Source organism: Streptomyces sp. NPDC059454, from assembly GCF_042749965.1.
Lineage (GTDB): Bacteria > Actinomycetota > Actinomycetes > Streptomycetales > Streptomycetaceae > Streptomyces.
The window spans coordinates 83,374-101,524 of record NZ_JBHYVC010000020.1; the positions used below are offsets into that span (position 1 = coordinate 83,374).

General features: G+C 73.1%; 17 protein-coding genes. 10 read left to right on the top strand and 7 right to left on the bottom strand.

Features of this window, described 5'->3' with window-relative positions:
• Positions 1-298: 298 nt before the first annotated feature.
• Both ACFXAE_RS16580 and ACFXAE_RS16585 read left to right on the top strand, forming a co-directional pair.
• Complete coding sequence (locus ACFXAE_RS16580; RefSeq protein WP_384714483.1) at positions 299-1,219, top strand: helix-turn-helix domain-containing protein; 921 nt, start codon at positions 299-301, stop codon at positions 1,217-1,219.
• Between the two features lie 308 nt (positions 1,220-1,527).
• The gene (locus ACFXAE_RS16585) at positions 1,528-1,959 is read left to right on the top strand and encodes a DUF4440 domain-containing protein (protein ID WP_384714485.1); all 432 of its coding nucleotides are present in this window, start codon (positions 1,528-1,530) and stop codon (positions 1,957-1,959) included.
• A 4-nt stretch (positions 1,960-1,963) separates the two neighbouring features.
• On the opposite strand, the gene ACFXAE_RS16590 is transcribed toward ACFXAE_RS16585, so the two are convergent.
• Positions 1,964-2,890: a DUF3027 domain-containing protein gene (locus ACFXAE_RS16590; protein ID WP_384714488.1), complete on the bottom strand. Its 927-nt coding sequence runs from the start codon at positions 2,888-2,890 to the stop codon at positions 1,964-1,966.
• A 342-nt stretch (positions 2,891-3,232) separates the two neighbouring features.
• Between ACFXAE_RS16590 and ACFXAE_RS16595 the strand changes: the two genes are divergently transcribed.
• The 4 genes from ACFXAE_RS16595 (at position 3,233) to ACFXAE_RS16610 (ending at position 6,796) form a co-directional block, all read left to right on the top strand.
• Entirely contained in the window at positions 3,233-4,666 is a 1,434-nt protein-coding gene (locus ACFXAE_RS16595; protein WP_384714491.1) for an MFS transporter, read from the top strand.
• 63 nt (positions 4,667-4,729) lie between these two features.
• Positions 4,730-5,230 (top strand): DUF2771 domain-containing protein, encoded by a 501-nt coding sequence (locus ACFXAE_RS16600; protein WP_384714494.1) that lies wholly within the window; start codon positions 4,730-4,732, stop codon positions 5,228-5,230.
• The gene (locus ACFXAE_RS16605) at positions 5,197-5,952 is read left to right on the top strand and encodes a futalosine hydrolase (protein WP_384714497.1); all 756 of its coding nucleotides are present in this window, start codon (positions 5,197-5,199) and stop codon (positions 5,950-5,952) included. The genes ACFXAE_RS16600 and ACFXAE_RS16605 overlap by 34 nt, the downstream gene beginning before the upstream one ends.
• Positions 5,939-6,796: a 1,4-dihydroxy-6-naphthoate synthase gene (locus ACFXAE_RS16610; protein WP_384714500.1), complete on the top strand. Its 858-nt coding sequence runs from the start codon at positions 5,939-5,941 to the stop codon at positions 6,794-6,796. Before ACFXAE_RS16605 ends, ACFXAE_RS16610 begins: the two co-directional genes overlap by 14 nt.
• A gap of 18 nt (positions 6,797-6,814) precedes the next feature.
• Here the strand turns inward: ACFXAE_RS16610 and ACFXAE_RS16615 are convergent, their stop codons facing one another.
• Complete coding sequence (locus ACFXAE_RS16615) at positions 6,815-7,198, bottom strand: cold-shock protein (RefSeq protein WP_384714503.1); 384 nt, start codon at positions 7,196-7,198, stop codon at positions 6,815-6,817.
• A 164-nt stretch (positions 7,199-7,362) separates the two neighbouring features.
• On the opposite strand from ACFXAE_RS16615, the gene ACFXAE_RS16620 reads away from it, so the two are divergent.
• Positions 7,363-7,647 carry a hypothetical protein gene (locus ACFXAE_RS16620; RefSeq protein ID WP_384714506.1) on the top strand — a complete coding sequence of 95 codons (285 nt, stop codon included), beginning with the start codon at positions 7,363-7,365 and terminating at the stop codon, positions 7,645-7,647.
• Here the strand turns inward: ACFXAE_RS16620 and ACFXAE_RS16625 are convergent.
• Positions 7,629-8,258 carry an HAD family hydrolase gene (locus tag ACFXAE_RS16625; protein WP_384714509.1) on the bottom strand — a complete coding sequence of 210 codons (630 nt, stop codon included), beginning with the start codon at positions 8,256-8,258 and terminating at the stop codon, positions 7,629-7,631. The two genes, ACFXAE_RS16620 and ACFXAE_RS16625, sit on opposite strands and share 19 nt — an antisense overlap.
• 239 nt (positions 8,259-8,497) lie before the next feature.
• On the bottom strand, positions 8,498-9,532 hold the full coding sequence (locus ACFXAE_RS16630) for a hypothetical protein (RefSeq protein ID WP_384714512.1): 1,035 nt from the start codon (positions 9,530-9,532) through the stop codon (positions 8,498-8,500).
• Positions 9,533-9,649: 117 nt separating this feature from the next.
• On the opposite strand from ACFXAE_RS16630, the gene ACFXAE_RS16635 reads away from it, so the two are divergent.
• Both ACFXAE_RS16635 and ACFXAE_RS16640 read left to right on the top strand, forming a co-directional pair.
• The gene (locus ACFXAE_RS16635) at positions 9,650-12,445 is read left to right on the top strand and encodes a helicase C-terminal domain-containing protein (RefSeq protein WP_384714515.1); all 2,796 of its coding nucleotides are present in this window, start codon (positions 9,650-9,652) and stop codon (positions 12,443-12,445) included.
• Between the two features lie 517 nt (positions 12,446-12,962).
• A complete protein-coding gene (locus ACFXAE_RS16640; RefSeq protein ID WP_384714517.1) occupies positions 12,963-14,606 on the top strand; it encodes a DNA repair helicase XPB in 1,644 nt (547 codons plus the stop codon).
• Between the two features lie 126 nt (positions 14,607-14,732).
• Here the strand turns inward: ACFXAE_RS16640 and ACFXAE_RS16645 are convergent, their stop codons facing one another.
• From ACFXAE_RS16645 to ACFXAE_RS16655, 3 genes are read right to left on the bottom strand one after another with little or no spacing between them, the layout of a single operon-like run.
• Entirely contained in the window at positions 14,733-15,518 is a 786-nt protein-coding gene (locus ACFXAE_RS16645; RefSeq protein ID WP_366814372.1) for an ABC transporter permease, read from the bottom strand.
• The gene (locus ACFXAE_RS16650) at positions 15,515-16,471 is read right to left on the bottom strand and encodes an ATP-binding cassette domain-containing protein (protein ID WP_384714521.1); all 957 of its coding nucleotides are present in this window, start codon (positions 16,469-16,471) and stop codon (positions 15,515-15,517) included. The genes ACFXAE_RS16645 and ACFXAE_RS16650 overlap by 4 nt, the downstream gene beginning before the upstream one ends.
• 30 nt (positions 16,472-16,501) lie before the next feature.
• A complete protein-coding gene (locus tag ACFXAE_RS16655) occupies positions 16,502-17,167 on the bottom strand; it encodes a DUF4097 family beta strand repeat-containing protein (RefSeq protein ID WP_384714524.1) in 666 nt (221 codons plus the stop codon).
• Positions 17,168-17,389: 222 nt separating this feature from the next.
• On the opposite strand from ACFXAE_RS16655, the gene ACFXAE_RS16660 reads away from it, so the two are divergent.
• The gene (locus ACFXAE_RS16660; protein ID WP_384714527.1) at positions 17,390-18,148 is read left to right on the top strand and encodes a helix-turn-helix domain-containing protein; all 759 of its coding nucleotides are present in this window, start codon (positions 17,390-17,392) and stop codon (positions 18,146-18,148) included.
• Positions 18,149-18,151: the final 3 nt, after the last annotated feature.

The window sequence follows — 18,151 nt, forward strand, 5'->3', positions numbered from 1 at the left end:
TGTCCAGGACCGCGCGGGCCCGGATCATCGCTTACGTCACCGGAACCCACGTTCTGAAGCTCCGGTGCCGTCGGCGCCTTACCAAGCAAGAACTCGGGGAGAAAAAACCCCACCAAGCCCCACCCTTTCCCGCCCGGGGCGTCCCGTCACTCGGGCGGGTGAACATCACCGGCTCAGCTGGATTTTCGAGCCCCCGGCACCCCTACGCTCAGCGCACACAGCCGAAAAAGACTTCGGCCCCCGCCGGGACGGCAATCCCAGTGCGAGGGCCTGACCACCAAGGAAGCCGACCTTCCCGATGGATACCCAAAACCCTAGCGCGCCCCCGCGCGCCCAGTCAGCCCCCGCCGGCAATCCGACCCGATCGCGTCACCGCACCGGCGGCGTCATCCACGAGAACACCCGCCACACCACCCGCTTCGTGGTGATCGGCAACCACCTCACCCAGCACAAGGAACTGTCGCTCCTGGCGATCGGCCTCGGCTGCCACATCCAGTCGCTGCCCACCGGCGCCGGCGCCGACATCAAGTCGCTCACCGCACGCTTCCCCGAGGGCCCCACCCGCATCGCCGCCGCACTGCGCGAACTGGAAGCCCACGGCTACCTCCGCCGCGAACGCGTCCGCACCTCCACCGGCCGCATCATCACCCGCACCATCTCCTGCAACCAGCCCGGCCTCCGACGCGCGACGGCGGACACCGCCCGCCCCGCCCGGCCTGCCAAGCCTCCCCGTACTGCCCCACACCCCCAACCCCCGGCGGAGGCAACGCCCCAGCCCCACCCGCGCGGCCCTCGCCCCCGCAAGGCCCTCCCCGCCGTCCCCCGGCCCACCCGCGCCGCAGCCACCGCGCTCCGCCAGCAGGCCACCGACCTCCTCACCACCCTCCGCCGTCACGACCCCCGCCTCCTGCTCTCCGCCACGGACACCGCCCACCTGGCCCCCGGAGTCATCGCCTGGCTCGAACGCGAGGTCACCCCCACCGCCGTACGCCACGCCCTCACCACCGACCTCCCCGACGAACCCCTGCACCGCCCCGCCGCCCTCCTCGCCCACCGCCTCACCGCACAACTCCCGGCCCCACCCCCGTACCGCGCACCGGCCGGACCACCACCGACCCACCACCCGCTGCGCAACTGCGACGGCTGCGACCACGCCTTCCGCGCCCCCGAAACCGAAACCCACTGCCGCGACTGCCGGACTCGGGCCGGGGCCGACTGACATCTCCCGCCCTGTGACGCGGACTTGACGGGAAAAAGGTCGCGCAACGGGTTGCCGCCCCGGGAGGATCGTTCAACAATCCCACGGAGAAGGCACGTCACGAAGTGGCAGCCCCTCAGCCCGGTACGGCCGCGCCGCAACCGCCCCGAAGGCCGAAAAGATCTTTGAGGGCGACCAGTCGGCAATCAAATGTGATTCACGTCACATCAATCGAGTCACCATTAAAGTTTGACTAGTGCCGACGAGAGGTACACACTCCCTCGTCACCCACTAGTCAAACTTGACCAGCACTCACCGAAGGAGCCCGTATGACCCACCTCCCCGACACCGGATACACCCCGACCGCCGAGGACCGCGCGAGCCTCGACGCCTGGTTCGCCGAGTACGACGCGGCGAGCGGGAAGCGCGACATCGAGCGCATGGCGGACCTGGCCGTGTTCCCGCTCAACCTCGTGAGTGACGACTCCGCGGGCGACGGGCGGTCGGCGCAGTGGGACCGGGAGCGGTTCGTCGCGGTCATGACCCAGGTGATGGGCGAGGGGAGTCAGGACATCACCTTCGAGTCCACCCGGACCCCGGTGTTCCTGTCCCCCTCGATGGCCGTGGTCTTCACGGACTCGACCATGACCGCCGACGGCGGGTCCCAGCAGCTCCGGTACGCCGACATCCTGCTCAGGCGGGACGGGAAGTGGGCGTTCCAGACCATGATCCAGAGCGGCTGGGGGGACAACCTGGGCTGACGCCCTACGAGTGCCCCAGCTCCGCCGCCGACGTGTCCTCCGTCGCCGGGACCGAGCCGGAGTCGGGGGACGGGCGCAGGGGGAACGGGTCGACGCGGGTCTCGTCGATGACCGGCGGGGCCGGCTGCGGGGGCTTCGGCATGACCGCGGCCTCGGAGTGGCCGCCGCAGCCGTAGGCCAGGGAGACGACATGGCCGTCGGCCGGGGAGAACTCGTTGGCGCACACCCCGAACGCCTGGCCCAGCGAGCCGCCGATCGGGGCGAGGAAGCCGCACGAGACGCACGACGCGGGCGCCGCCTGCGCCATCGGGGTCTTCGCGCCGAACGACTCCTCCCAGCGGTCGGCGGCGACGTGCAGGCCGTAGCGGGACAGGACCCGGGCGCGGCGCATGCCGAGTTCCTCGGCGACCGCCGCGATCGTGCCACGGGACGGAGCCACCACCAGGTGGGCCGGGGTGCCCTCCGTGACCTCGGCGTCCTCCGCCTCCACCAGCTCGGCCATCTCGCCGGACACCACGGAGCCCGGCGGCGGCTCCTCCTCACCGGAGTAACCGGGCTCCAGGCGCAGGTCCTCGGCCTCGGTGGGGAGGAGGTCGCCGGGTCCCATGTCACCGGGGCGCAGCCGCTCGCTCCACGGCACCCACTCCGGTGCGAGGACCGCGTCGGGGCCGGGCAGCAGCACCGCCTCGTCGATCGTGACGATCTTGGCGCGGGAGGCGCGGGCGACGGTGACGGCCCAGCGCCAGCCGCGGTAGCCGGGCTCGTGGCAGCCGAAGAAGTGGGTGACGACGCGGTCGCCCTCGGAGACCAGGCCTTCGTGCTCGCCCACGACCCCGGGGGCGGCGGCCTCCTCGGCTGCGGCGCGGGCGAGGTCGACGGCCTCGGCGCACAGACGGTCGGGGGTGCGGCTTCGCGTTGTCGCTGCGCTCACAGGTATCGCTTCTCTCCTACGCCGTCTCACGAGTGCGCCACTCCCAGCGCGGGGGGCGGACGGAGCGGACAGCGGGACCGCGTCGACGTCCGCGCCGCAACGTGCTCGGGCGCGCCTCCATCCATTCTGCGGGATGGCTGAGATACGCACGCTACCTTCTCGCGTGCGCTGGGCCTACACCGACGGTTGTTACGGAGTCCCGCGCGCCGGTTTCCGGGGACGTCCGGCCGCCTCCGGTGACGTGTTCCCGTCGGCTCCCGGCGTTCCGCCGTACAGCCGCACCCGGGCGGCGTCCACGGCGATACGGCATTACACACCGCCTTCCCGGGGCACTATGGCGTCGTGGCTACCGCGAGGACACCCCAGGGCGCCACCGGGACCGGTGGGCCGAAAGAGGTCAGGGGCAGCGGCCGACGCTCCGGGACGAACCGGGCGGGCGGCCGTCTTGGCGCGTTCGGGCGTGCCCTGCGCCTGCCGGTGACCGGAACCGCGCGGGGGATCCGCCGGGCGACCCACGCGCACGGCGCCGGGGAGTCCGGGCTCGGCAAACTGATCGAGCTGCACGGCGTGAACGGCGCCGGCGATGTCATGATCACGGTCGCGCTGGCGTCCACGGTGTTCTTCTCGGTGCCGACCGACGAGGCGCGCGGGCGGGTCGCCCTCTACCTCGCCATCACCATGGCACCGTTCACCCTGCTCGCCCCGGTGGTCGGCCCGCTCCTCGACCGTCTCCCGCACGGCCGCCGCGCCGCCATGGCCGGCGCGATGCTCGCCCGGGCGCTGCTCGCACTGGTGCTGTCCGGCGCGGTCGTCACCGGCGGGCTGGAGCTGTATCCGGCGGCGCTGGGCGTGCTGGTCTCGTCGAAGGCGTACGGAGTGGTCCGGAGCGCGGTCGTGCCGCGGCTGCTGCCGCCCGCCTTCTCCCTGGTGAAGGCGAACTCGCGGGTGACGCTCGGCGGGCTGCTGGCGACCGGGATCGCCGCGCCGATCGGCGCGGGCCTCCAGCAGATCGGGCCGCGCTGGCCGCTGTACGGGGCGTTCGCGATCTTCGTGGCCGGGATGTTCCTGTCCTTCCGGCTGCCGCCGAAGGTGGACTCCGCGAAGGGTGAGGACGTGGCGCTGCTCGCCGCCGACGAGCGGCACCTGCACGGCCCGCACCGCAAGACGGAGAAGCGCCCCGGGCTGCGCACGGTCGGCCCGGCCGTCACCCACGCGCTCGGCGCCAACGCCTCCGTCCGCTGCCTCACCGGCTTCCTGATCTTCTTCCTCGCCTTCCTCCTGCGCGAGCACCCGATGACGGGCCAGAGCGCCGCGGTGTCACTCGGCATCGTGGGCGTGGCGGCGGGCGCGGGCAACGCGCTCGGTACGGCGGTCGGGGCGTGGCTGCGGTCGCGCGCCCCGGAGGTCATCATCGTGACGGTGGTGGCGTGTGTCGTGAGCGCGGCGATCCTGGCCGCCGCGTTCTTCAGCGCGGTCCTGGTGGCGTGTCTCGCCGCGATCGCCGGGTTCGCGCAGGCACTGGCCAAGCTGTCGCTGGACGCGCTGATCCAGCGGGACGTGCCCGAGCCGGTGCGGACGTCGGCGTTCGCGCGCTCGGAGACGCTGCTGCAGATGGCGTGGGTGCTGGGCGGCGCGGTCGGCATCGTGATGCCGCTGATCGGCGCGCTGGGGCTGGCGGTGGGCGCGGCGATCGTGGCCGCGGGCTGGCTGACCACGGTCCGCGGGCTGATCCGTTCGGCCCGGCAGGGGAACGCGGGGCGGGCGCGAGTGGCGTAACGGTGCGGCCACGCCGTACCCCGCTTGGGGGGCGGGGCGGGCGCGCCAGATAGCCTTCGCCCCATGACCACGTTGCCCCGCGGCGCAGCCGCTCTGAGTCACCGCGCTGTGCGACGCCGCCGTGCCGTCGCCGCCGTCGGCGCCGTATCCGCCGGACTGCTCGTCCTGGCCGCCTGTGACAAGCCGACGTCGATGGCCACCATCACGGTGGGCAGCGATTCGGTGAGCTCGGAGGCCACCTGCGGCGGCGAGGGCGAGGCCCTGAACACCGAGGCGCTCAACAAGTGCCTGCAGGACAAGGGCATCGACGAGATCACCGTCGACCCCGCCAAGGAAGTGCGCTTCGGCGTCGACCCGGAGATCGCCGACAACGGCTGGACCATCCTGATGAACGGCCAGCCGCTGGTCGACTCCAGCAAGAAGACCTACCAGGTCATCCCGGGCAGCGTGTTCTTCAACGCCCAGTACGGCGCGCAGGGCGACTCGACCCTGGTGTCGATCAAGGAGGGCGAGAAGTCGACCACGGGTCTGTGGTCCTTCCGGCTGAAGAAGCAGGACGACTGATCACGTCGTCGTCACGCGTTCTCGTGGTCACCGCGGTCCCCGTCGAACGGGACGCGGTGGCCGGGGCGTTCCCGGGACCCGCGCGGGAACTGTCACTCCCCGGGGCGACCGTGCTCCGGGTCCCCGGCGGGCCCGGTCTGCTCGCCGCCGGGGTCGGCCCGGCGCTCGCCGCCGCGTCCACGGCCGCCGCGCTCACCGCGGCCGCCCTCGACGGCCGGCCCTACGGCCTGGTCGTCTCCGCCGGGATCGCCGGCGGTTTCCCGCCGCACGCGCCCCTCGGCCGTCTCGTCGTCGCCGACGAGATCACCGCGGCCGACCTGGGCGCCGAGACGGCCGACGGTTTCCTGCCGGTCACCGACCTCGGCTTCGGCACCGTCACCCACCGTCCGCCCGCCGCCCTGGTCCGCCGGGCCGCCGCCGCGGCCGGCGCGCTCACCGGAACCGTGCTCACCGTGTCGACGGTGACCGGGACCGCCGACCGCGCCGCCGCGCTCCGCGCCCGTCATCCCCGTGCCCTCGCCGAGGCCATGGAAGGCTTCGGGGTCGCCGAGGCCGCCGCCGCGCACGGCGTGCCCGTGCTGGAGGTGCGGGCGGTCTCGAACCCCGTCGGCCCGCGCGACCGCGCCGCCTGGCGCATCGGCGACGCCCTGACGGCCCTCACCGAGGGCTTCGGGAAGCTCGCGCCCGTCCTGGAGAGTTGGATTCAGCATGACCACCAGTGAGCAGCAGCGGCTGCGGATCGCCTACTCCCCCTGCCCGAACGACACCTTCGTCTTCGACGCCCTCGCCCACGGCCGCGTCCCCGGCGCGGACGCCGTCGACGTGACGTTCGCCGACATCGACCTCACCAACGGCATGGCCGAACGCGGTGAGCTGGATGTCCTGAAGGTGTCGTACGCGGTGCTGCCGTACGTCCTCGACGACTACGCCCTGCTGCCCTGCGGGGGCGCGCTGGGGCGGGGCTGCGGGCCGCTGGTGCTGACGCGGGAGGAGGGGGTCGACCTCACCGGGCGTACGGTCGCCGTGCCGAGCGAGCGGTCGACGGCGTACCTGCTGTTCCGGCTGTGGGCGGCGGAGGTCGTGCCGGAGGGCGTCGGTCGGATCGTGGTGATGCCGTTCCACGAGATCATGCCCGCCGTACGGGACGGGAAGGTCGACGCGGGACTCGTCATCCACGAGGCCCGCTTCACGTACCGGAACTACGGGCTCCATCAGCTGGCCGACATGGGTGAGCACTGGGAGCGGACCACCGGGCTGCCGATCCCGCTGGGCGCGATCATCGCGAAGCGGTCACTGGGCGAGGAGACGCTGACGCGGCTCGCCGACTCCGTCCGCACGTCGGTGCGGATGGCCTGGGACAAGCCCGAGGTGTCGCGTCCGTACGTCATGGAGCACGCCCAGGAGATGGACCCGGCCGTCGCCGACCAGCACATCGGGCTGTACGTCAACGAGTTCACGGCCGGTCTCGGCGAGAACGGGTACGAGGCCGTACGGGGCCTGCTCACGCGTGCGGCGGCCGAGGGGCTGGTGCCGCCCCTCGGCCCGGACGCGCTGCGGTTCCCCTGACGACAGGTGACGACGGGGTCAGACGTCCAGCTGGTCGGCGACCGCGCGGAGCAGGCCGGCGATCTTCTTGCCGGAGGCACGCTCGGGGTAGCGGCCCCGCTCCAGCTGGGGCGTGATGTTCTCCAGCAGGGTCGTCAGGTCCTGGACGATGGAGGCCAGCTCGTCCGGCTTCTTGCGCTGGGCCGCCGCGACCGACGGGGTCGGGTCCAGGACCGTCAGGGAGAGGGCCTGGTCGCCGCGCTGTCCGGCGACCACGCCGAACTCCACGCGCTGGCCCGGCTTGAGGGCCTCGACTCCGGCGGGGAGGACCGAGGAATGCACGAAGACGTCGCCGCCGTCGTCACGGGAGAGAAAGCCGAAGCCCTTCTCACTGTTGAACCACTTGACCTTGCCGGTGGGCACGTCTGTCCTCGTCCTCGTACTCGTCGGGAAAACTGCTTCGGAAATCGGCTCTTGATAGCACTCGGGCGGGCCCGATGACCCGCCGCTACCAAGGCTAATGGTCTTCAGGCCGCTGACAAGACGTCACTCGGCTGTTCCTTCGCGCTGGGAACTACCCTGGTCCGGTGCGTGACAAAACCCAAGCGAATTCCCCCGCGCCCGGTGACGGTCTGGTCCGTGCCGGTGCCATCGTCTTCTTCGTCGGCGCCGTGGCCACTCTGGTCACGGTGGCCCCGTTGTTCCTCGGGACGACACCCTTTCCGACGTACATGTTCGGGCTGAGCATGTTCATGGCCGTCGGATTCCTGACGGCGGGCGCGGGTGTACTGCGTTCGGTCGCGGCCGGACGCCGTCAGGCGCGGGCGGGGCAGGTCTCCGGGCCGGTTTCCGGTCAGTTGTCCGAGCAGTAGTCCGAAAACCACCGCGGGAATTCCGTCAGAGCGGTGAGGACGACGTCCGCGCCGGCCTCGCGCAGTTCGTCGGGGCCGCAGGGGCCGGTGGCGACCGCGACGGACAGCGCGCCGGCGGCGCGCGCGCCGCGCACGTCGCCGAGGTGGTCGCCGACGTAGACGCCGGCCTCGTGCTCGCGCAGCGCCGACGCCTTCCGCTCGGCCCACAGGTCGCCGATCACGGCGTCCGGCTCGATCCCGAGGTGGGCCAGGTGCAGCTTGGCGTTGGGCTCGTACTTGGCGGTGACGACGATCGCGCGCCCGCCCGCCTCCCGTACGGCCGCTATCGCCTCCCGGGCGCCGGGCAGGGCGGGCGTGGCGGTGATGGCGTACGTCGGGTACATCGCCCGGTACAGGTCCGCCATCTCGTCGACCCGCCCGGCCGGGAACCAGTTGACCAGCTCGTCCACCAGCGGCGGCCCGAGCCGGCTGACCGCGAGATCGGCGTCGATGTACGTCCCGGTCCGCTCGGCCAGTGCGAGGTAGCAGGCGCGGATGCCGGGGCGGGAGTCGATGAGCGTCATGTCGAGGTCGAAGCCGACGGTGGGCGGGAGGGGGGTCGTGATGGTCATGTGCGCCATTGTCCCCACCCCGCGGCTGCGGACGATCGTGCCTCCCCCGGTGCCTCGATGGCCTGGGAGGCGCCCCGGGGCGGCACCCGGCAAGCGCCGTGGGCGCAGCCGGACGCCCGGGGCGGATCGCCCCCGCCGCCCCCTTCCCTTCCCGTCCTGTCCCGTCCCCGGAGGCGCTGCCCCCGGACCCCGCTCCTCCCTCGAACGCCAAAGGGGCCGGGTCGAGCCGGAGGGCCGGGTCAGCGTCGGCGCTGTGAGCGCCAGACCAGGAACAGGGCCGTGCCGAGGGCCGCGGCCCGGATGACCCACGGCCACGTCTCGGAGATCGCGTCGTTCATCCGGCCCTCGGGGACGGGGGTGCCCCAGCGGCCCTCCGTTCTGCCCCAGAGCCAGACGACGCCGCCCGCGAGCGCGAGGCCGGGGAGCACGACCACCGCCCATTTGATCTCCGCCTGGGTCAGGCGGCGGGAGGCGTAGGCGATGAGCCAGCCCAGGATCAGGGCGCGCCAGTCGCCGATCACGGTTCCCGTGACCAGCAGGCCGGCGGCGAGCAGGAGCAGGGGGTTGCTCCAGCGGCCGGAGGGGAGGCGCGGGAGGAGGCGGCGGCGGGAAGCGGCGGGCTCCGCCTCGGGAGCGGCGGGGACCGCGGCCGGCCCGGGCGGCGTTTTCTCCTTCTCCTTCACCGGGGGCGGCTTGAGGAGTTCGGGGACCTCGACACCGCCGACGAAGCCCGGCACCTCGTCGCCGATGCCGAACGCGCTGTTGTCCACCCGCCACCAGTCGGGCTGGGTGGCGCTGTCACCGAGTTCGTCCGTGCCGGCCCGGTGCGGCGGGGACGGTACGTCGGCGGGGGCGGGGCTGTCCGGTGTCCCGGCGGGGCGGGGGCGGGGGACGATCCGGCGCAGGACACCCTTGGGGCGGTCGGCGTGGGCACCGTCGCGGGCGTCACCGCGCGCGACGTGGCGGGCGTCGCCGCGGGGCTCGGCGCCGCGCTCCGGGTCGCGCTGCACCGGGACGGCGGCGGGCGGCGCGGGGGCGGTGCCGGAGGCGTCCTCGGCCGCCGTGACGACCTCGGTCGGCGTGCCGATGCGGGAGATGATGCGGCGGACCGCGGCGGGGGAATCGACCACGGCCTTCGCCCGGCGCCGGTCGATCTCGTCGCGCAGCTCGGCGACCAGCCGCATGCGGGCCGCCGACGGCAACTGCCGCTGCTGCGCCACGTCGCCGACGCGGCTCAGAAACTCGTAGACGACCTGGTCGCTCTCGATACCCACGAAGTCCCCTCCGGGACGGATGCGTCGGGACACCGTCGCCCGACGGTACCGCGAGTGGGGCCGGCCGACCCAACTCCCGGCACTCCACGGACGTACCCACCCGCTAACGTGAGACGGATGAGCACCGAGGAGAACCCCGCGGCGGCCCCCCGATCCCTCGCCGAGGCCCTTCGGGGGCGGGACGACGTCTCCCTGGCCGCGCTGCTGCGCGGCCGGCCGGATCTCATCACGCCCGTGCCCACCGACCTCACCCAGCTCGCCACCCGCGCCGGCACCCGCGCCTCGGTCGTACGGGCGCTGGAGCGGCTGGACCGGTTCACGCTGCAGACGGCGCAGGCGCTGGCCGTGGCGGCGGACCCGGCGTCGTACGAGGAGCTGCTCGGGCTGCTGGCCGGTGACGACGGCGACCCGGTGGTCTCCGCCGCGCTGCCGCACGCGCTCGGCGGCTTGCGCGAGCAGGCGCTGGTGTGGGGCGGTGACGACCGGCTGCGGCTGGTGCGCACCGCCCGTGAGCTGCTGGCGCCGTCGCCGCAGCACCCGTCGCCGACCGGGCTGGGGCCGACGGTGCGGGAGATCACCGCCGGGATGTCGCCGGGGCGGGTCCAGGAGATCGTGGCGACGGCGGGGCTGCCGTCGACGCACGACTCGGTGTCCGCCGTGGCCGCTCTGACCTCGCTGTTCAACGATCCGGCGCGGATGTCCGCGCTGCTCGACGAGGCGCCGGCCCAGTCGGTGGAGGTGCTGGAACGGCTGGTATGGGGTCCGCCGTACGGGCAGGTCACCGCCGATCCCGCGCCCCGGCTGCGGTGGCTCCTGGACCGGGGGCTGCTGCTGCCGACGGCGCCCGGGACGGTCGTCCTGCCGCGCGAGGTGGCGCTGCGGCTGCGGGCCGGGCGGGCGCACCGGACACCGGAGCCGCTGCCGCCGCCCGTCGAGGCCGCCGCCACGCACCGTCCGCAGGTGGTGGACGCGACGGCGGCCGGGCAGGCGTACACGGCGCTGTCGACCGTCGAGGAGCTGCTGAAGGACTGGCACGAGGGCGGCCCGGCGGTGCTGCGGGCCGGCGGGCTGAGCGTGCGGGACCTGAAGCGGACCGCCGTCGCGCTGGACGTGACCGAGCCGGTGGCCGCGTTCTGGGTGGAACTCGCCTACGCGGCCGGGCTGCTGGCCGCCGACGGTGAGGCCGACGAGCGGTACGCGGCGACCCCGGCGTACGACGAGTGGCGCGAGCGGCCCGCCGCGGAGCGGTGGGCGCACCTGGTCACGGCGTGGCTGGCGGCGACGCGGACGCCGGGGCTGGTCGGCGGGCGGGACGCGAAGGACCGCACGCTGTCGGCCCTGGGCCCGGGCCTGGACCGCTCGGCGGCTCCGGAGGTACGGCACCGGGTCCTGACCCTGCTGGCCGGGCTCCCGGAGGGGGCGGCACCGGCGCCGGAGTCGGTACTGGCGCGGCTGCGCTGGGAGCGCCCGCCGCGCGGGGGCGGGCGGGGTTCCGCCGGCACGGCCCCTTGGACGGCGGAGGGGGCTCGTGGGGCGGGCGGTTCACCGGCGGGGAGCCCACCCGGCGCGGCGGGCACGCGCGGGGCGGGTGTGTCACCGGCGGAGGGCGCTCGGGGTGCCGGCGGCGCGGGAGCGGGGGGCGCTCGTGGCGGGCACGGCCCGGTCGTGGCAGGCGCTCGCGGGGCGGAGGACTTCTCGGGGGCGGAGGGCTTCCCGGGGGCGGAGGGCTTCCCGGGGGCGGAGGGTGGCGAGGATCTGCGGGCGCGGATCGCGCGGTGGACGCTCTCCGAGGCGGAGATGCTCGGGATCACCGGGCGCGGCGCCCTGTCCGCGCACGGGCGGGCGCTGATCGGCGCGCCCGCGGCCAGGCGGGCGGAGGCGGAGCCCGAGGGGCCGGGCGACAAGCTGCCCGTGCACCACCGGCCCGCTCCGGTGCCGGTGCCGTCCTCCCCCGCCGAGCGGGCCACGGCCGCCGCTGCCGCCGCCCGCCTGCTCGCGCCGCTGCTGCCCGAACCGCTGGACCACGTGCTCCTCCAGGCCGATCTGACGGCGGTGGCGCCGGGCCCGCTGGAACGGCCGCTCGCCGACGTGCTGGGGGTCCTCGCGGACGTGGAGTCGAAGGGTGGCGCGACCGTCTACCGGTTCACGCCCGGCTCGGTGCGGCGCGCCCTCGACGCCGGGCAGACCGCCTCCGACCTGCACGCCTTCCTCGCCGCGCACTCCCGTACGCCGGTGCCTCAGCCGTTGGCGTACCTCATCGACGACGTCGCCCGCAGACACGGGCACCTCCGGGTGGGCGCCGCCTCGGCGTACGTCCGCTGCGACGACGACGCCGTGCTCGGCGAGATCCTCGCCGACAAGCGGGCCGCGGGGCTGGGCCTGCGCCGGCTGGCCCCGACCGTGCTGGCCGCGCAGGCCGGCCCGGCCGGACTGCTGGAAGGGCTGCGGGCGATGGGGTTCGCACCGGCCGCCGAGTCGGCGGAGGGCGATGTGGTGATCGCCCGGGCCGACGCCCACCGCACCCCGCCGCGCACCCCTCCCGCGCCGGTCCCGGACGGGCCGCCGGTCCCCGACGACACCCTGCTCACGGCGGCGCTCCGCGCCGTCCGCGCCGGTGACCTCGCCTCCACCACCCCGCGCGAACCGGCCGCCGGGGGCGACCCCGGCCCCGGGGAACTGCCCCGTACGACCGCCGCCGAGACCCTCGCCACCGTGCAGGCCGCCGTCCTCACCGGTGAGGCGCTGTGGATCGGCTACGTCAACGCCGAGGGCGGCGCCAGCCGGCGCGTCATCGCCCCGGTCCGGGTCGAGGGCGGCTTCGTCACGGCGTACGACCACACAGCGGACGAGGTGCGTACGTATCCGCTGCACAGGATCACGGGGGTCGCGGAGCTCGCGGACGACGAGGGCTGACTCGTCCGGGTGTACGACGGACTTCATGCACGCCACGCCGGGGATTTCGCTCCGATGAGCGAGCTTGCGGGCTGTCCCGCATCGGGCGGCCGGCCGTTGGGCAGCCACCGGGTGTCCTGAACGGGCCCGGAAGCCACCCGGTCCGTTCGCACGCAACAGAAAGGAAGTCCCATGCGTGCCGTTCGTCGTGTCGCCGCCGTACTGACCTCCACGGCCGTGTTGCTCGGGGCGTTCGCCGCCGAGGCCGCCGCGGTCGGGATCGACCTCGGCGGGGGCGTGACCTTCTGACACGTTCCGTGTTCTGACACGTCTCGCGTTCCGATCCGTTCCTCGTTCACGGCGGGCCGGTCCCTCGTCCCCGGGACCGGCCCGTCCCGCCCGGCCTGAGGGCCGGAGTGCCGCGAGTAGATACCGGTGGCCCGGTCCACCCGGGACCACCGACGCGCGCGATCGGGCAGACTGGAGGTTTGGCCGTGCAGTGCCCGTGCCGAGCCCCTCGCCAGAAAGGCAGCCGCGCGTGAATGGTCCGCTCATCGTCCAGTCCGACAAAACCCTGCTTCTTGAGGTCGACCACGAACAGGCCGACGACTGCCGTCGGGTCATCGCGCCGTTCGCCGAGCTGGAGCGGGCGCCCGAGCACATCCACACCTACCGGGTGACCCCGCTCGGCCTGTGGAACGCGCGGGCCGCCGGGCACGACGCCGAGCAGGTCGTGGACGCGCTGGTGCAGTACAGCCGCTACCCGGTGCCGCATGCGCTGCTCGTCGACATCGCCGACACCATGGACCGCTACGGCCGGCTCAGCCTGTCCAGGCACCCGGCGCACGGCCTGGTCCTCTCCAGCACCGACCGGCCCGTGCTGGAGGAGGTGCTGCGCTCGAAGCGCATCGCACCGCTCGTCGGCGCCCGGATCGACCCGGACACGGTGGTCGTGCACCCCTCGGAGCGCGGGCAGATCAAGCAGACGCTGCTGAAGCTGGGCTGGCCGGCCGAGGACCTCGCCGGGTACGTGGACGGTGAGGCGCACCCCATCGAGCTGGTCGAGGACGGGTGGGCGCTGCGCCCGTACCAGAAGCAGGCCGTGGAGAACTTCTGGCACGGCGGCTCCGGTGTGGTCGTCCTCCCCTGCGGCGCCGGCAAGACGCTGGTCGGCGCGGGGTCGATGGCACAGGCGAAGTCGACCACGCTGATCCTGGTCACCAACACCGTCTCGGCCCGCCAGTGGAAGCACGAGCTGGTGAGGCGGACCTCGCTGACCGAGGACGAGATCGGCGAGTACAGCGGGACGCGGAAGGAGATCCGCCCCGTCACCATCGCCACCTACCAGGTGCTGACGACGAAGCGGAAGGGCGTCTACCCCCACCTGGAGCTGTTCGACTCCCGGGACTGGGGCCTGATCCTCTACGACGAGGTGCACCTGCTGCCCGCCCCCGTCTTCAAGTTCACCGCCGACCTCCAGGCCCGGCGGCGGCTCGGCCTGACCGCGACCCTGGTCCGCGAGGACGGCCGCGAGTCGGACGTGTTCTCGCTGATCGGCCCGAAGCGGTTCGACGCGCCGTGGAAGGAGATCGAGGCGCAGGGCTACATCGCCCCGGCCGACTGCGTGGAGGTCCGGGTCAGCCTCACCGACTCCGAGCGGCTGGCGTACGCGACGGCGGAGCAGGAGGAGAAGTACCGGTTCTGCTCGACGACGGCGACCAAGCAGAAGGTGACGGAGGCGATCGTCCGGCGGTTCGCGGGGCAGCAGATCCTCGTCATCGGGCAGTACATCGACCAGTTGGACGAGCTGGGTGAGCACCTGAACGCGCCGGTGATCAAGGGCGAGACGTCGAACGCCCAGCGGGAGAAGCTGTTCGAGGCGTTCCGGCAGGGGGAGATCAGCGTCCTGGTCGTGTCCAAGGTCGCGAACTTCTCGATCGACCTGCCGGAGGCGACGGTCGCCATCCAGGTGTCGGGCACCTTCGGCTCCCGGCAAGAGGAGGCGCAGCGGCTCGGCCGGGTGCTGCGGCCCAAGGCGGACGGGCACCAGGCCCACTTCTACTCCGTGGTCGCCCGGGACACCATCGACCAGGACTTCGCGGCGCACCGCCAGCGGTTCCTGGCGGAGCAGGGGTACGCGTACCGGATCATGGACGCGGACGAGTTGCTGACGGAGAACTGAGCGGGCGCCCCTCGGGCAGGCGGAACGCCGGCACCGGGACAGACGGCCGGGAACGCCCACGGGGCGGCGTGCGCCGACGTGGTGTCGGGGTACGCCGCCCTCGGGCGGGACGGGCCGTCATGAGGGTTACCTCGGGTCGCGGTTGAACTTGGCGGCCGACCAGAAGTAGCCGAGCACCGCCAGGCCCAGGCACCAGGCCATGGCCAACCATCCGTTGTGGCCGATCTCCGTGCCGAGCAGCAGGCCGCGCAGGGTCTCGATGGCCGGGGTGAAGGGCTGGTACTCGGCGATCGGCTGGAACCAGCCCGGCATTCCGTCGACCGGGACGAAGGCGCTGGACAGCAGCGGCAGCAGGATCAGCGGCAGCGCGTTGTTGCTGGCGGCCTCGGCGTTCGGGCTGATCAGGCCCATGCCGACGGCGATCCAGGTGAGCGCCAGGGCGAACAGCACCAGCAGCCCGAACGCGGCCAGCCACTCCAGGGCCGTGGCGTCCGTGGAGCGGAATCCGATGGCCACGCCGACGGCGCCGACGAGGACCACGCTCGCGACCGACTGCAGCACGCTGCCGATGACGTGCCCGATGAGCACGGAGCCCCGGTGGATGGCCATGGTGCGGAAGCGGGCGATGATGCCCTCGCTCATGTCCATGGAGACGGACACCGCGGTGCCGATCGTGGTGGAGCCGATGGTCATCAGCAGCACGCCCGGCACGAGGTAGGCGATGTACGCGGAGCGGTCGGCTCCGCCCATGCCCGCGCTCATCACGTCACCGAAGATGTAGACGAAGAGCAGCAACAGCATGACCGGCGTGAGCAGCAGGTTCAGGGTGAGGGACGGGTAGCGCCGGGCGTGCAGGAGGTTGCGGCGCAGCATGGTGGACGAGTCGCGCACGGCGAGGGCGAGGGTGCTCATCGGACGTTCTCCTTGGGCTGGGCGGGGACGGCGGCGGGGCCGGTCAGGGCGAAGAACACGTCGTCGAGGTCGGGGGTGTGGACGGTGAGTTCGTCGGCTTCGATGCCGGCGGCGTCCAGGTGGTCGAGAATCGCGCGCAGTTCGCGCTGGGTGCCGTCGCTGGGGATCTGGAGGGCGAGGGCGTCGTCGTCCCGGGTGGCCTCGGTCAGTGCGGTGGCGGCGGCCCGGTAGGCGGTCGGGTCGGTGAAGCGGAGCCGTACGTGTCCGCCGGGGACGATCCGCTTGAGTTCCTCGGCGGTGCCCTCGGCGGCGATCCTGCCGTCGTTCAGGACCGCGATGCGGTCGGCGAGTTCGTCGGCCTCCTCCAGGTACTGGGTGGTGAGGAAGACGGTGACGCCGCCGGTGACGAGTTCGCGGATGATGCCCCACATGGTGTGGCGGGAGCGGGGGTCGAGGCCGGTGGTCGGCTCGTCGAGGAAGATGATCCGCGGGTCGCCGACCAGGGTCATGGCGATGTCGAGGCGGCGCTTCATGCCGCCGGAGTAGGTGGAGGCGGGCTTCTTCGCCGCTTCGGTGAGGTCGAACCGCTCCAGCAGCTCGGCGGCCACCCGCCGCCCCTCCGCACGGGAGAGGTGGTGCAGGTCCGCCATCAGGAGCATGTTCTCCTCGCCGGTGATCAGCCCGTCCACTGCGGAGAACTGACCGGTGACACCGATCGCCGCCCGCACGGCCTGGGGGGCGGTGGCGAGGTCGTGGCCGCCGACCCGCAGGTCGCCGGCGTCCGCGGTGACGAGGGTGGAGAGGATCTTGACGGCGGTGGTCTTGCCTGCGCCGTTCGGGCCGAGCAGGGAGAAGATCGTGCCTTCCGGGACGGTGAGGTCGACGCCGTCGAGCACGACCTTGTCTCCGTAGGACTTGCGCAGCCCGTTCGCCGCGATGGCCAAGCCGGTCATGAGGGGTTCTCCTTCGGGTGCCGAGGTGGGTTACAGGCTGCGGGCGGTGATGTCGCCGTAGGCGGTGGTCGCGTGGACGGTGAGGCCGGCGGCGCCGTCGGCGTTCCTGAGCGTGTTGTGGACCCGGCCGTAGCCGGTGCCGGCGTCGAGGGAGGCGGAGACTCCGCGGGCGGCGCCGACGGAGATGTCGCCGTGCTCCGTGCGCAGCGTGACCGTGCCGCGCATGGCCTCGGTGACGTGGATGTCGCCCTTCTGGGTGCTGATCTCGGCGGGGCCGCCCAGGCGGCCGACCGAGACGTCGCCGGCGAGGACGGCGAGGCGGACGCTCGCGGCCTCGTCGAGCTTGACCGGGCCCTGCGCGCCCTCGAGGACGACGTCGCCGAGCCTGCCGACGCCCCGGAACTCCGCGTCGGCCGTCTTCGCCTCGACGCGGGAACCGGCGGGCAGCCGGACGGTGACCTCGACGGATCCGGACGGGCCGAGGAGCTGGTTCTTCTCCGCCGGGCCCTCGATCCGCAGGACGCCTCCGCCGTATGCGACCCCGGTCCGCTCCACCGCCTTCCTGTCGCGGCTCTTCGTGGCGTCCGCGGGCAGGACCTCGACCACGGTGTCGGCCCGGTCGGCGGCGATGAACCGGATGCGGCCCGCGGGGACGTCGAGGACGACCGAGACCGGGGTGGGGGTGTCGAACTGCATCGTGCGCTCCTTCGGGTTGCCGTTTCTGACATCGGAAACGCTACGTTGCGTTCATGATTACGGCAACAACTTCGTTGCACAGAAAAATGATTTACGCAGGTCAATGCAGAGATATCGTTGCAACGGCTTGAAATCTAACGCAACAGACAAACCCTCGCCCGTTGCAATGGAATGAGGGTGAACGCTATGCTGGGGACCTCACGGACCACGAAGGAGACCGCGTTGCCAGGAGGCAGGCTCACCCAGCAGGAACGCCAGCAGATCGCACTGGGGCTGGCCGACGGGCTCGCCTACGCGGAGATCGCCAGACGTCTCGACCGCCCCACCTCGACGATCACGCGTGAGGTGATGCGCAACGGCGGACCCGCCGCCTACCGCGCGGATCTGGCCCACCGCGCCACCGAACGCCGCGCCCACCGGCGCAGACAGGCAGCGGCGCCCCGGGGAGCGAAGGCGCTCCCGGAGGAGCACGGACGTGACGCGGAGGCCGTGCGCGAGTACGAGGAGACGCTCACCACCGTCTTCATAGCGACCGGCACGCCCCAGATGATGGCCAGGGTCATGGCCTGCCTGACCCTCACCGACACCGGCAGCCTCACCGCCGCCGAACTCGCCCAGCACCTCCAGGTCAGCCCGGCGTCCATCTCCAAGGCGATCACGTTCCTGGAGAGCCAGGGCCTCGTCCGCCGGGAGCGCGAGGAAGGCCGCCGTGAGCGCTACGGCTTCGACGAGGACATCTGGTACCAGTCGATGGTGGCCAGCGCCCGTTCCACTGCCCAGGTCGCCGAGACCTCACGGCTGGGCGTAGGCGTCATGGGACCCGGCACACCGGCCGCCACGCGCCTGGAGAACGCGGCCCGTTTCCTCGACTTCGTCGCCGAGACCATGATCCACGCCGCCGAGCAGGCCCGCGAGATCCTGCACACGAAACCCGAACCGGCCGCGGACGACACCGCCGGGCCGGGTCAGGATCGCGGATGACCG